This window comes from Candidatus Nitrosotalea okcheonensis, from assembly GCF_900177045.1.
GTDB lineage: Archaea > Thermoproteota > Nitrososphaeria > Nitrososphaerales > Nitrosopumilaceae > Nitrosotalea > Nitrosotalea okcheonensis.
The window spans coordinates 669,080-682,796 of record NZ_LT841358.1 but is presented as its reverse complement, the minus strand read 5'-3'; the positions used below and the strand labels follow the sequence as shown (position 1 = coordinate 682,796).

At 40.4% G+C, this 13,717-nt stretch carries 16 protein-coding genes; 9 read left to right on the top strand and 7 right to left on the bottom strand.

Translation table 11 applies throughout. The annotated features are described in order from the left end of the window. Positions 1–18 precede the first annotated feature (18 nt). The 3 genes from BQ3481_RS04105 to BQ3481_RS04095 all read left to right on the top strand — a co-directional run bounded on the left by BQ3481_RS04105 (position 19) and on the right by BQ3481_RS04095 (position 2,248). Positions 19–939, top strand: a complete 921-nt coding sequence (locus BQ3481_RS04105; protein WP_231911861.1) for a PHP-associated domain-containing protein — start codon at positions 19–21, stop codon at positions 937–939. A gap of 61 nt (positions 940–1,000) precedes the next feature. Beyond that, positions 1,001–1,249, top strand: coding sequence for a sulfurtransferase TusA family protein (locus tag BQ3481_RS04100; protein WP_394336731.1), 249 nt, complete (start codon positions 1,001–1,003; stop codon positions 1,247–1,249). Between the two features lie 33 nt (positions 1,250–1,282). Beyond that, positions 1,283–2,248: a pyridoxal-phosphate dependent enzyme gene (locus BQ3481_RS04095; RefSeq protein ID WP_157928465.1), complete on the top strand. Its 966-nt coding sequence runs from the start codon at positions 1,283–1,285 to the stop codon at positions 2,246–2,248. Here the strand turns inward: BQ3481_RS04095 and trxB are convergent, their stop codons facing one another. The 6 genes from trxB to BQ3481_RS04065 all read right to left on the bottom strand — a co-directional run bounded on the left by trxB (position 2,249) and on the right by BQ3481_RS04065 (position 6,800). After that, positions 2,249–3,211: a thioredoxin-disulfide reductase gene (gene trxB, locus BQ3481_RS04090; protein ID WP_157927107.1), complete on the bottom strand. Its 963-nt coding sequence runs from the start codon at positions 3,209–3,211 to the stop codon at positions 2,249–2,251. 30 nt (positions 3,212–3,241) lie between these two features. Further along, entirely contained in the window at positions 3,242–4,024 is a 783-nt protein-coding gene (locus BQ3481_RS04085; protein WP_157927106.1) for a DUF6775 family putative metallopeptidase, read from the bottom strand. A 25-nt stretch (positions 4,025–4,049) separates the two neighbouring features. Then, entirely contained in the window at positions 4,050–4,868 is an 819-nt protein-coding gene (locus BQ3481_RS04080; RefSeq protein WP_157927105.1) for a sulfide-dependent adenosine diphosphate thiazole synthase, read from the bottom strand. A 248-nt stretch (positions 4,869–5,116) separates the two neighbouring features. Then, positions 5,117–5,380 (bottom strand): type II toxin-antitoxin system RelE family toxin, encoded by a 264-nt coding sequence (locus BQ3481_RS04075; protein WP_157927104.1) that lies wholly within the window; start codon positions 5,378–5,380, stop codon positions 5,117–5,119. Between the two features lies 1 nt (position 5,381). Further along, a complete protein-coding gene (locus BQ3481_RS04070) occupies positions 5,382–5,531 on the bottom strand; it encodes a hypothetical protein (RefSeq protein WP_157927103.1) in 150 nt (49 codons plus the stop codon). A gap of 252 nt (positions 5,532–5,783) precedes the next feature. After that, on the bottom strand, positions 5,784–6,800 hold the full coding sequence (locus BQ3481_RS04065) for a hypothetical protein (RefSeq protein ID WP_157927102.1): 1,017 nt from the start codon (positions 6,798–6,800) through the stop codon (positions 5,784–5,786). 174 nt (positions 6,801–6,974) lie between these two features. On the opposite strand from BQ3481_RS04065, the gene BQ3481_RS04060 reads away from it, so the two are divergent. Together BQ3481_RS04060 and BQ3481_RS04055 are read left to right on the top strand one after the other, a co-directional pair. Continuing rightward, entirely contained in the window at positions 6,975–8,780 is a 1,806-nt protein-coding gene (locus BQ3481_RS04060; RefSeq protein WP_157927101.1) for a nitrite/sulfite reductase, read from the top strand. Further along, positions 8,777–9,577 carry a sulfurtransferase gene (locus BQ3481_RS04055; protein ID WP_231911859.1) on the top strand — a complete coding sequence of 267 codons (801 nt, stop codon included), beginning with the start codon at positions 8,777–8,779 and terminating at the stop codon, positions 9,575–9,577. The genes BQ3481_RS04060 and BQ3481_RS04055 overlap by 4 nt, the downstream gene beginning before the upstream one ends. A gap of 1 nt (position 9,578) precedes the next feature. Here the strand turns inward: BQ3481_RS04055 and BQ3481_RS04050 are convergent, their stop codons facing one another. Beyond that, the gene (locus BQ3481_RS04050) at positions 9,579–10,709 is read right to left on the bottom strand and encodes a tetratricopeptide repeat protein (RefSeq protein WP_157927099.1); all 1,131 of its coding nucleotides are present in this window, start codon (positions 10,707–10,709) and stop codon (positions 9,579–9,581) included. 158 nt (positions 10,710–10,867) lie between these two features. Between BQ3481_RS04050 and BQ3481_RS04045 the strand changes: the two genes are divergently transcribed. The 4 genes from BQ3481_RS04045 to BQ3481_RS04030 all read left to right on the top strand — a co-directional run bounded on the left by BQ3481_RS04045 (position 10,868) and on the right by BQ3481_RS04030 (position 13,717). After that, positions 10,868–12,496, top strand: coding sequence for a collagen-like domain-containing protein (locus BQ3481_RS04045; protein ID WP_157927098.1), 1,629 nt, complete (start codon positions 10,868–10,870; stop codon positions 12,494–12,496). Positions 12,497–12,707: 211 nt separating this feature from the next. Beyond that, positions 12,708–12,854, top strand: a complete 147-nt coding sequence (locus BQ3481_RS04040; RefSeq protein ID WP_157927097.1) for a hypothetical protein — start codon at positions 12,708–12,710, stop codon at positions 12,852–12,854. 53 nt (positions 12,855–12,907) lie between these two features. Next, positions 12,908–13,231, top strand: a complete 324-nt coding sequence (locus BQ3481_RS04035) for a hypothetical protein (protein ID WP_157927096.1) — start codon at positions 12,908–12,910, stop codon at positions 13,229–13,231. A 201-nt stretch (positions 13,232–13,432) separates the two neighbouring features. Next, positions 13,433–13,717 (top strand): hypothetical protein, encoded by a 285-nt coding sequence (locus tag BQ3481_RS04030; RefSeq protein WP_157927095.1) that lies wholly within the window; start codon positions 13,433–13,435, stop codon positions 13,715–13,717.

Below are 13,717 nucleotides of genomic sequence, written 5' to 3'. Positions count from 1 at the left end.
GGGTGGATTCGATAAACATTGGCAGGATTAAAAATCGAATTACATTGTCATAACGAATTTTCAAACTTTCAACTTGGACCAAAAGAGACTCCATATGATTGCGGTGTTACAGTTATGCAGCAGCTAGATAAAGCACATGACACCGATCTTGATGCATTTTTCATTACAAATCACAATACCTTGAACGGATACGGCTCCCTTTTGGAATATCAGCAGAATCATGATAAATACAAAAAAATTCGCGTATATCCTGGAGAAGAAATAACAACTGATCAGGGAATACATGTCCTTGCATTTGGTTTAAATCAAACAATAAAGGCCGGGAGTAGTCTCGAGGAAATACTGGATAACATACAATCCCAAGGTGCAGTTTCTTGTGCTCCACATCCATTTGGGCTCAGTAATGGTTTAAGGGAAAAAGCTGCTCTGTGTGATCTGATTGAGGTCTTTAACAGCAATAACGTGGACCGGTACTCTAATCTTAGAGCATACCATTTTGCTAAAGCATCAAACCTTGTAGAAGTCGTGGGAAGTGATTCACATGTTGCATCCACACTTGGCAGATGCACAAACATGATTGATTCAGAGAATAATCTTGATGATATATTGTATGCACTACGTCATGGTAACGTTACAATAGGTGATACAGGCTACATCACGAGCCGAGAAATGATAGAACATGCATTGTACAAGATTGAAAACTCTAAAGAGGACATTCTCATATACTTTGAAGAACACCATCCTCATCTGACGGGCGTGTGCAGATTTTTGATTAATGCCTTTGAATCAAATCCCGATAGTATTGTATGGACAACTGCCTACAAAGTAGCAGTACGTCTAATTACAAAACTTTCAAACAAGATAAACTTCAAAGACCATGATCATACTGTTTTGTATGAAAGAAATCTACGAGCAATACTACCAATGATTCTTAGATGATGTAATTTTTGTGCACTTATGAATAGATTTTAATATTGCGTGAGCACTTTTTTGCTTACAGGTGACTGACATTTCAGAATTAACTCCAACCAAGACCATTGATGTACGAGGCATGTTCTGTCCCGAGCCTGTCTTTAGGACAAAGATCGAAATGGAAAGAATGGCCGTGGGAAATATCCTAAAAATAACTGCAGATGATCCTGCCTCTGAAGAAGATATCACAAGATGGGTGAATAGAACTGGTCACCAATTAATTGGTATTAAAAAAACAGACAAGGATCTAGAATTTACAATCAAGAAGGTGAAATAATCTAACTTGGCTGAAACACTAGAAGATGCTGGTATGGCAATAAAAATTGGTGATACACCAATTGTAAAGTTAGAATCGCTTTCAAGAGACAATGCTGATTTTTTTGCTAAACTGGAATTTTACAATCCTTTTGGTTCTGTGAAAGACAGGGCTGCATACTGGATGATCAAGATGGCTGAAGAAGGAGGTCTTGTCAAAAGAGGTCACACTATAATCATAGAGCCAACTTCGGGTAACACGGGAATTGCACTTGCAGGAATTGCAAAGATTCTTGGATACAAAGTTGAAATCGTAATTCCTGAAAAGGCAAGCGATGAAACCAAAAAAATAATTGAATCACTTGGTGCTACTTTGTATCAAACAACAGACGACCTATGCCCAAAGGTAGGTGCCGGAACAGATCAAAGCATTGCTCTTGCAAGGTCCATTGCATCTGCAAGGCCTGACAAATACTATTCTCCAAATCAATATGCAAACGAGGCAAATTTTATGGGTCACTACAAAGGTACAGGCCCTGAAATCTGGGAACAAACACAAGGAAAGATAACCCACTTTTTCACTGGAGTGGGAACCGGAGGAACCATTACAGGTATTGGTGCATATCTAAAAGAAAAGAATCCAAACATCAAGATAATTGCAGTTCAGCCACAGCAGAATCACCTGATTCAGGGCCTGAGAAACTTTGAAGAGTCTTCCAAACCTGACTTGTTTATCAAACGTGAACAAGTGGTAGACGATTGGGTGACAATCACAAACGAAGAAGCATTTGCTTCTGTCAAGGAGATATTGCAAAAAGAAAAGATGCTTGTAAGCCCTTCCTCTGCCACTGTATATACTGCAATGAAAAAATATGATATCTCAAATGGATGTGTAGTTGGAATATTTGCAGACGATGGAAGAAAGTTCAAGAGCCTCTATACTCAACAAAAAATACTTACAGAAAGCGAATACGATTCGGCATTAGAAAATTCAAGATACATATCAAAAGTCAGAGAATAATCATTTGTGTTCTGAGAGGTACTTGTCTACGTCAATTGCAGCCATGCATCCAAAAGCAGCTGCGGTAATTGCCTGTCTGTATCTATGGTCGTGTACGTCTCCTGCAGCAAATACTCCTTCCACATTTGTTTGTGTGTGATTTTTTAGTGCAATGTATCCATTGGTATCCAAGTCAATCTGACCTTGGAATAATTTTGTATTTGGCTCGTGTCCTATTGCAACAAATATTCCGCCCACTTCCAGCGTATCCACCTTGTTTGTTGTGGTGTTCTTGACTGTTATCTGATTCACCTTTTGATTGCCTTTAATCTCTTCAATTATGGTATTCCAATGGAATTGGATTTTTTGATTTTCAAAAGCCCTGTCTTGCATAATCTTGCTTGCACGAAGCTTGTCTTTTCTATGTATCACGTGGATCTTGTTTGCAAACTTGGTGAGAAATATGGCCTCTTCCATGGCAGAATCTCCTCCACCTGCAACTACAATTTCTTGATTTTTAAAAAATGGTCCATCACATGTTGCGCAATATGAAACACCACGTGCGCTAAACTCCTGCTCTCCTTTGGCACCAATCTTTCTTGGGGTTGCGCCTGTTGCAATGATTACTGAATCTGCCTCATATTCTTCAGAATATGTTAATATCTTAAACGGCTTGTGTCTGAAATCGACGTTTACCACTTCATCATCAATGATTGTGGTTCCCATTCGTTCTGCCTGCTGCCGCATTGTTGTCATTAATTCAGGTCCCATGATTCCGCTTGCAAAGCCTGGGAAATTTTCAACCTCCGTCGTAAGCATCAGCTGGCCACCAGGGAGAATGCCTGAAATTATGAGCGTTTCACGTTTTGCACGTGATGTGTAAATTGCAGCAGTATATCCTGCAGGACCTGCACCAATAATTATCACGTCAAACTTTTTTCTAGTTTCTGGTTTTTTATCATCTGATCTTATTTCTGCTTGCACAAATCAAACTCGTTCAAGTTCATATTTAAATTATTCAGGCTTTTTGATCGACTCGAGAATTTTCTGGTGGTGCATACACAATTTTCCTGATTGTATCTGTGCACAAATTAGATCTTCTTGCCAGTGTGCATTGTACAAAATACATTCTGCTGAATCACAAAATGGCTCCGCAGTAATGTAATAGAGGATGGCCTGAAGGGCGTATCCTCTTACAACTTGATCAAGATTCTTATCATGATATTCAAGAAACCTGCCTCGAAACTGTTCCTTTAATGCATCTAAATTAAGGCCTTGCGATATGGTCTGATGCATGCTGATATAGTACGCACGGGGCTTGGCAGGCGCCTCTATTATTCCAGTAGTTGAGATGAATGACGGATTTGAACAAATTACTGCCCTTCCATGGTATCTATAATCGTCATAATCGTACGTGCATCCAAGTCTTGTGGTAAAAACCAAGTGAAACATCTCACTTGACAATTCTTCGTTTGGAATCATACATTGCATAATTCTCTGCAACTCAAACCCGTCGTATAGTACTATGTTTGAGTTAGAATTGTTCCCATGCGACTTTTCTTCAAAATCCATCTCTTCTTTTGTTGGAATGTGTCTTTCAAATGGAACATATGGATTAAAAACTCTAGATGATGCTAGATTATGTGCTGTATTTTTATCCGAATTGAAATGCATAAAGAAATTTTTTCTTATCTCTACTGTAACACATAACGTCTCCTCCAAAAATCTGGCCAGTCTATCTATCTTGATTTCAGGAACTGTTGGCTCATCATAGAGAAAAATTTTAGATATCTTCATCGAGTACTTTAGAAAGTGAATTGATTTATCTTCTTAGTTCTTTTAGCTTGGCGGCAGTTACTTCCGCTGCCTTTTTACCTGATAATAACATGGAACCATACGTCGGACCCATTCTTGCAAGCCCATATGTTTCAGTGACGGACATGCCGGAAATGACCAGTCCTGGATATACCTCGCCTGTCTTGTAGACAACTCTGTTCTCACCATCATCTATCCACATTGGATCCATTCCTTTCCACTCTACCAGTTTTCTATCTACTAGTCTTTTTACTGCAACAGAATCATGGCCTGATGCATCAATTACCATTTTAGATTCTAGTGCAATTGGATCTACACATGTTATATTTCTTGGAAGTGCTGATACTGGCATCCAGTTTACTACAATTCCTGAAACACGACCATTCTTCAAAACTAGATCATCAAACTTGGTTAGTTGCAAAAATTTTACTCCTGCATCACATGCTGCAGCAATCAACTTGGATACGGCATGTGGTCCGGGTGTTAAAAAGAGGCCCTCTGAAACCTGTTTATATGGAATTCCAAGCTCATCCCATATTTTTTGTGCTGGGGCTCTAACTGTTACTGGATTCATCATGTAGCCTCCAAGCCAATAGCCTCCACCTAGATAGTTGTTCTGCTCAATTACTAGTACCTTGAATCCCATTAATGATAATTCTCTACTTGCAGTAAGTCCGGCAGGACCTGCGCCTATGACTATTACATCACTATCTGATCTGTCAATTAATACTGAATGAAACTCATTTGCTATTGCCCGTGTAATCTCTACCTCCCTTAAATCAGAAAAAATCTTTGGTGCTTCATCACTAAGAGTTGCTTTCTGCATGAAAAAATCTCCTCCATTTTGCACATTAATAGTTTGCTCATCCAAGAAGAAAGATACGCCAATTTTTTAAAGTTTGATTGGTATAGAACAGTATATTTTGAAAAGACTGTATCTTTCAATAATCACTGGAACCAGAATTGGCTTAATTGTTGTTGTAGTATCAATTTGTTCTTTATGGTAACACCACAGACGTTAGCAAACAAGTCTACTGGAGACTTTATGGATTTTTGTGAAAACGTACTTGATTTCTAATCCTTGCCATATGCTTGCTTATGAGTGCCGACTCTGCGGAGCTCTATTGTGTTATTGGAAAAATCAACGGTGTAGATAATTCTGTTGCTCTTATCGAGATTGTAGGCATGTACTTTTAAACTTGATTTGTACTCGCCTAGTTTGATGGGGTTTTCAGATCTTACCAATTCGTCAAGTGCCAAATCTATCCTTTTTTGTAAATCCGAACTCAATAACTTGTATTGTTTGATAAATTTCTTGTTTGGTGCGAGTAGCCACAATTTAACTATGTAATTCTTTGAGTAGTTCTTCTAAATTACTTCGTTTTGTCTTACCCTTGGTTTTATCATCTTCGTATTCTTTAATGTCTGCTATCTCCTCTGGTGTGAGATCGTCCACTGTTTCTTTGGGTTTCTTTGTTACTCGTTGCAATGTTATTTAGATGGCGTTCACTATATTTCAATATAGTGGAGCATAACCATGTATCACCACAATAATCTTGATTGTAACGATTGTTTTGTAGAGTAAAAGATATTCTATCAATTATCGTAAATGAGTAAAAAATGTACGTATGCAATGAGTTAAATTTAGACCACTGGATTGCAGTTGACTAGAAAATATTAGGATCATGGAAAAACAGACAATGGGAACTTAATGTGTATTTTTACTAGCTAAATAGTTTGCTCAGTTTGTAAACGCGTCCTCAAAAGCCTTGATGCATTCTCTTATGTGCATCTTCTTTGGAGGGTTTTTGAATGCATATGCAGAAATAATATCTGTCTTTACAAACTCCTTGTTTGATATTGCCTTCTTTGCCGCTCTTATGGAATCAACTATGACATTGCAGCCGTTTGTGCTGTCGTTTGTTCGAAGTGACAAGTCAAGCTCAACTGGCGAGCCAAGAAATCCTTTTGCTTCCATCCAATAGTAACTTACCCTGGAATCTCCAAGCTGTTCTGCATATTCTGTAGTTCCGGCAGTTGACATGAAGGGAACTGGTGACTCGATTGCAATTGATTCTGTCTTGATCAACCTCTTTCTTTCTCTTGTCTCCTCTGCCATGGTATTTTGTGTATCCTGATTGCCACCGACATCAAGCTGGTATGCTTTTTTCAAGTAAATTCCTCTGCTTGTCATAAAATCTATCATGCCTCTATGAAATGCAGTGCCACCAAACTGGCTCATGAGATCATCCCCCAGTATGATAAGTCCTTTTGATTCAAATTCTTTTCTTGCCTGGTCTGTGCAAGTCTTGGCGGCAGTTGCATTGAAAAAAGAACATCCTGCATCAAGTGCAGCCATAGCATATTTTCCACTGCTTTTTTCCATTCCTGATGATATGACGTTTACAAGAAAATCCGGTTTTGCTTTTTTAAGAGAGTTGACAAATTCATCATAACTTGCTGATCTTATCTGACCATTTTTTGAAATGTGTGGGGGCGTCACATCTTCTGTAATACCGGGTTGGACTGTAATGTCTCCAAAGTCTGACTTGGTTTTTACCAAACTTGAAATGTTTTTTCCAACTTTTGATGCATCTATGTCGTACGCAGCAACAATTGTAAAGTCACTCAATGAAATTCCTCCCACTTTTGGATGCCACAGGCCTTCGATTGAATTTTTGTAAAACTCTAAACCTCTTACAAGTGTGCTGGAAACATTACCTGTTCCAACTAGGGCAATACTGATCTTATTTGACACGCTGTTTTTTTCTTGCCGGTGATCATTTAACTCTTTTCTGATTCTTTACAGATGCATATTTTCCTTGCACCAATCACATGCAAAATATGCAACTTTTGCCATGATTGTACTAAATATAGCGAAAATTCCCATAATACAAAATTTATATGCTTTCTGAAGACAAGCTATCAATAATTGAGTAATACCAGCGTTAGCCAATCAAAACCCACTAGTGCACCAAAGCACAAGATAAACTGGGGAAGGTTAGAAGAGGCAGAAAGATTTTCAGAACTAGTAAAACTATATCGACAAGGAAAACTAGACCGTGATGATTTTCGAAAGTTTAGGCTGCAACATGGAGCCTATGGCAGCAGAATGAGTGATGATTACAGCATGGTTAGACTAAAACTTCCGGCAGGTGAAGTTTACTCTGAACAACTAGAAAAAATTGCAGACCTCAGCGAGCAATTCTCAATAGGTAGTGCACATGTCTCTACCAGACAAAATTTCCAACTTCACTGGGTTGCACTTGAAGACGTATCAGAGGTTCTAAGGGGGCTTGCAGAGGCAGGAATGACAACAAGAGAAGCATGTGGAAATTCTGTTCGCAGCATAATGTGCAGTCCTCTTGCCGGTGTCTGCCCAGAAGAGGTCTTTGACCCAACTTCTTATGCAGTTGCAGCAACCAAGTTCCTTTTGCGCAATCCATTGTGCCAGTCACTTCCAAGAAAGTTCAAGATCAATTTCACGTGTTGTGAAAAACACGGCATGGCAAGAATGGTGGACATTGGACTGATTCCACAACAAGGCGAAGTAAACGGCAAACTCCAACGCGGATTTAAAATATTTCTTGGAGGCGGACTTGGTGCACAATCCTTTGTTGGTCACCAGCTGGAGCCGTTTACATCAGAAGATCAATTGCTGTATACTATTATTGCTGTGATTAGAATCTTTGACAGGCTAGGAAACAGAGACAACATGGCACGAGCAAGAATGCGTTATCTTGTAAACGAAATGGGATGGGAAAAATTCCAAAACTTGGTACTAAAAGAGAGGGCAATGATCAAGATGCTTTTATCTGTCCTGATAAAACTCGAAGTTGACAAGACTCAAGAACCTATGCGAAAAATATCTATCAATTCCGAGATGCCATCAGTTCCTCAGGGATATTCTAGATGGGTAAAGTCAAACACGTTTAAACAAAAACAACCTGGATTTAGTTGTGTATTTCTTACGCTAGAGTCAGGTGATGTGACATCAACTCAACTTCGTGCTATTGCAGAGATGGCTCGAGAGTTTACTGCAGACGGGCAGATACGAAACGGTTTTACACAAGATATGGTATTTCGATGGGTCAGAGACGAGGACCTCCCAAGAGTTTACTCTAAACTCTTAGAAGTCGGTCTTGCAAATCCTGGTGCACTCACAATGGCCTCCGTTGTTGGATGCTCTGGAACAACATCATGTAACTTGGCACTGACAAACTCACACAGATTGGCAAAAGAAGTACAGCGAAAATTCATCGAGCTAAAAATTGACGAGGACGACGATCTACGAAATTCCACAATAAAAATAAGTGGCTGTCCTAATTCTTGTGGTCAACATGAAATTGCAACAATTGGATTCTATGGTGGGGGTGGAAGACTTGGAAAAGATATGTATCCATTGTATACTATGTCACTTGGTGGCAGGTCTGATGAGGACACCATACTTGGTCACATGTGTACCAAGGTTCCGGCAAAAAGAGTAATTCCGACAATTCTAAAAATAGTGGAGATATTCAAGTCTGACAAAAAACAAGGTGAGACACTTGACCTGTGGATACGTCGAGTAATACAAGGTAATGGAGGTCCAAAAATAAAATCCATTGATGATATCAAAGAGTTACTCAAGCCCGTTGTCGCAATACCTTTGAAAGACAAAGATTCGGACTTTTACGCAGATTATGGAAATGATGGAAGCTATCACACCAAGACAGGAAGGGGCGAATGTGCGGCTTGAGCAAAGAAAAAACCACTCGTGTTACAGTTGAAGCCGACAAACTACGTTCTGAAATTCGAGATAAGAGTGTCAAAGTTCTTGATATTCGAAAAGAAGAAGATTACAAACAAGGCCATATCCCAGATGCGATAAATCTTCCACTTGCAAACCTTCTTGCAGATGACAGCCCGGAAAAAGTTCTCCAATATGTACAGTCGTTTGGAATTGGAGATGAGACTCGTGTAGTAGTATATGATGATACATTTGGTGCACTTGCATCACGAATTGCATGGACACTTGAATATATCGGCCACGAAGATGTCTCACTTCTTGATATTACATATGGTGCATGGAAAAAGCTGGGCCTTGAGGTGAATTCACAAACACCAACTCTGGTGAAAACAAACCACTCGCTAAAGTTACAGCCACAAATTCTTGCAACCTCTGATTATCTTGTTCCTGCCAAAGAAAGGGGAGCAATATTAGTAGATAATAGGGAACGACTCAATTATCTAGAGCAACACATCCCAGGCGCAATCAATATGCCCTACAGAATGCTTGCATCAGGGCAAAATATACTGAGACCGAAAGAAGATCTACGCAGGATGATTCAAAATAGGAACATTCTCCCAGACTCTGAAATAATCACATATTGTGGAAGTGTAGGTACGCTCTCAGGACTTGGATATTATGCACTAAAGTCACTTGGGATGCAAAATGTAAAACTCTATGTCCGCTCATTCAAAGAGTGGAAATCTCTTGAAAAACCAATAGAACAGCAAAAGGATGCGAACTATTGGGACTTGTCTGCAGAATAAATCAGGACTGTCCGGCAGATTCTGCACGAAGTTTCTTGGTTATCATGGTTTCTATATTATCAAACAAATCAATTATTTTTTGCTTGTTTACTTGGAGATATTCGGTGCCCTTGTCAGTGAGTCTTACCTTGTACAGCCTGATGTCTCTGTGCTCCTCGAAAAAATATTCGATCATCTGACTGCCCTTCTTTGACGGTTCTATGAACACATCAAGTTTCGAAATGATTTCACTGATGTCTCCTTTCTCAATTGATGTCTTGGCAGCATGAACAGCCTCGTTTATCTCCTTGAGGTTTTGTATGACAATTGGTTGGGATTTTTTTGTAGTTCCAAAGAAAGTTTTTCTCTCAACACCAATCTTTTCAGCAAGTTCTGGAACAATTTCATATTCTTCCACTTTTTGAAGTCCGAGACTTTTCTCTGTCTTGGTAAGTAATCCCTTTTCAATTAGTTTTCTTGCAGCGTCTTCTACTTCCAGCTTACCAATCATTGTGGTCCAGACAATCTGTCCGACTTTGTGATATCCCTGTCTTACGGATTCCAGCACGACAACTTCAACAATTCTTCTATATCCGTCATCTGCCCTGATGTTCTCAAAATCTTTGTCCTTTACTGCTTTTCTTGCATTTTTTACATCTATCTCAATTGCACGCTTTAGTGCCTCAATTGCCTCTGGTATGTGATTCAACAAAGAATGATAACATGCCTTGTTGTACCATGACATTCCATCCATGGAATTGGAATCAATTGCCTTTTCTACACTGTCTAATGCTTTATCATAATTTTTCTGCCTATAGTAAATCAAGCCTTTCAAGTTCCACGCCTCGGCATTTGTCACGTCAATCTCATGGACTTTGTTATAAGCCTCCATGGCACTTGACATGTCATTCATGTGAAAACGGGTGTATCCTAGTTTCAGAAGAGATTCAATGTGTGTTGGATCGATTCGTAAGGCGCCCTCAAAAGCCACCGCAGCATCATCCATTCTCTCGTCTGCCATGAGGGAAATTCCCTTTTTGTAGAGTTTGTTTCTGTTATAGTTGGAATCTGTCAGTTTGGTATTGGTAGGTTCCTCTGACTTTGTTATCTTAGTTGCAGGCTCTTCTTTTTTATCTCCAAATAGTTTCTTCACGGTCAATAAAATGTGGATTAGCCGTAGATAAATAGATTAGTTTGAAAATTAGGCAGTAACGAAAGGTAGAAAACAGTTTCCAAATGTGTCTAAAAATTCACAAATGGGCTTTATATCATATTGAAAATACAAAAATACTTAGGAATTAGACGTAGAATATGTCATCAAAAGATAATACTATCGAGGTCTCAGGTGAATCTCCTTTTAAGATCCCGTCTGGTGTCTTTGAGGTACAAATTGCACTCTGCGATGCTTCCCCATCTGCCGATGATGTCAAGAGACGAAGCTTTCATGCTTTGTGGAAAGATAACTTTCATCTTAGGGTTAAAGACAAAAAATTTTCTCAGGTTTTGGGCTCTATAAAAAACCCACTACCATCATCTGTGTTTCAGAGAGGACTAGTCTGGGTTGTTGTAATAGACCAGTTCTCATCATCTTATACTAGTTTTCCAGTTGATGTTCCGCGAATAAGTTCTGGCTATGTTGAACCAGCCACGGAACCAGAGGCGACTAGATATACAAAATCGGATTCTGATACAAGACCAAAACAAACCATGGAACATTTTACAAGCGAAAGAGGTTACCGTGGTCCCTCTGGTCCTATGGGTCCTGCAGGTCCTATGGGTCAACCCGGCCCGATGGGCCAACCCGGTGTATCCGGTCCTCCGGGTCCAATGGGCATACAGGGTGACAAGGGTCCACAAGGTCCTGCTGGAGAAAAAGGTGACAAGGGTCCGCCTGGACCGCCTGGCGACAAGGGTGACAGGGGAGACAAGGGTCCAATTGGTGATAAAGGAATTACTGGTGACAAGGGTCCTCCTGGGCCGCCCGGTCCACATGGTGATAAAGGACCTCAGGGTATGCCTGGCGACAAGGGTGACAGGGGAGACAAGGGTCCAATTGGTGATAAAGGAATTACTGGTGACAAGGGTCCACAAGGTGACAAGGGTCCACGTGGTGATGAGGGAGAAAAAGGAGAGCGTGGAGACAAGGGCGACAAGGGAGACAAGGGCGACAAGGGACTCACAGGAGAGATTGGTCCGGTTGGAGAAAAAGGCCCTACTGGTCCGCCAGGTTCTACCGGTGATAAAGGAATTATTGGTCCGCCTGGAGAACAGGGTCCAAAAGGTCCAGTAGGTATACCTGGCGACAAGGGATTGTCCGGTCCACAAGGTCCACAAGGTGACAAGGGACTAACCGGTCCACAGGGTCCGCCTGGGGAAAAAGGTCCGCAAGGGCCACAAGGTCCTGCGGGGGAAAAAGGCCTTACGGGAATCCCCGGTCCACAAGGCGACAAGGGACCAAGGGGGTTACCTGGTGCTACTGGTGATCAAGGCCCCCGTGGTACGTCTGGTCCCTCTGGTCCTCCAGGTCCTCAAGGAATACAGGGTCCACAAGGTGAAAAAGGTACAACTGGTCCGCAGGGTGTTCCAGGTGACAAGGGTCCGCCTGGAATTCAAGGAGTTCCGGGTCCTCCTGGTCCGCAAGGTCCACAGGGACCTCCAGGTGACAAGGGTACTCAGGGTGTACAGGGTCCACAAGGTGACAAGGGACTGACAGGTCAACAAGGCCCACAAGGTGACAAGGGTCCACAAGGTACGCAAGGACAACAGGGAATTCCTGGCGAACAGGGTCCACGAGGTCCTCCAGGACCTCCAGGTGACAAGGGTCCAACCGGATTCTCAGAGCAAGAACGTGCTTTGATAACTCAACTGCTTGAGATTTTGTCTTCGAAAAATGTGTTGACGACAGAACAGCAAATAAAATTAATGAGCTTTCTTTACTGATATGTAAATAACTCAGATGGCATAATCGTTTACAAAAAAATGATAATTAACAAGCATTCTCATGATGCCACTTGGTCGCTGTTTCCTGTACTGATCCTTGTTTTTTTCATTAAATTATTTTCGGTTGATCACAATGAACAAAAGATTCATTATTCATTACGTGCAAGTAATACAAATGTGGCAATCGGAGAGCGAAATAAACTGTTGAGACGTGGTAAAAAACAAGAAAAACAATATCACCGATAACCATGATGAACAGATTGAGCGTCTGTTCGTTCTGGATCTAAGGCAACAAGCAACAGGAAACAAGGAATTAAGAATGAAAAGAAGCAAAAAATACTGGGCAGATTTGATGTAGAAAATTATTCACATATTCTATACCCGATCGAATTTGCAATAGCATCATACCATGTGGAAAATCCTAACATTACAGATGAGATGTTGTTAAAAGAAATCATGTCGTTTGGAAGCAGATACCGCGATGAACAAAATGATGCCGGTAATGACATGTGGAAAAAAATAAAAATTGACAATGTTACTAACAAGAATTCAAGACAGACGAAGATAAAAGATGGTCTCACAATAACACTCAAACAAGCTGCCATTCAAGGCCTCAAGGAAGGCCCAATCACAAGGGAGGAATTCCTTTCATGTCTTGGATATGTTGCACATTGTATAGATAACAGATCCTGGATACCGGAAGGCCGGGGCTATCTTGATTGGATTACAAATTAGTTTGGTTTGCTTGAGGGTAGAAAAAAGCAAGAGTTTGACTATTTTTATGAAGAAATTTCTAAAATATTAGGAATAGAAAAGGGTCTTCTCAAAGATGAACATTACACCTGAAGAGGAAAAAGAAAAAACAACATATCGTCAGAAAGAAAAATTCGAATAAGATGTGCAACCCTCAAATAACTCAATTTGTTTTCAAATGATATGAGTATATCAAAAGAAAAAATAGAATTCAAGATGCTAGATCATCAACGAGTGGGAGAGGACCACGTTACTTTCAAGCTTGAAGATGGAACCATTGTAAAGGTAAAAGTTGATCTTGATAGAGTTGGGATTGCAGCAAACTACAAAAATCCTGATGGCACACCACATTATGCTGTAAATGCATCGCTGAAGTTATCTATAATTCCTAATGAAAGAAAATTTTTCGTAGAGCCTGATGCAGTAAAAAACAAATCGTCATCCCCACCAGGCCAAATGTTTAGCTAA

Coding starts and splice junctions, on each gene's coding strand:
- BQ3481_RS04095 (WP_157928465.1), top strand. CDS start 1,283: ATGGCAATAAAAATTGGTGATACACCAATTGTAAAGTTAGAATCGCTT.
- BQ3481_RS04085 (WP_157927106.1), bottom strand. CDS start 4,024: ATGAAGATATCTAAAATTTTTCTCTATGATGAGCCAACAGTTCCTGAA.
- BQ3481_RS04080 (WP_157927105.1), bottom strand. CDS start 4,868: ATGCAGAAAGCAACTCTTAGTGATGAAGCACCAAAGATTTTTTCTGAT.
- BQ3481_RS04045 (WP_157927098.1), top strand. CDS start 10,868: ATGTCATCAAAAGATAATACTATCGAGGTCTCAGGTGAATCTCCTTTT.
- BQ3481_RS04030 (WP_157927095.1), top strand. CDS start 13,433: ATGAGTATATCAAAAGAAAAAATAGAATTCAAGATGCTAGATCATCAA.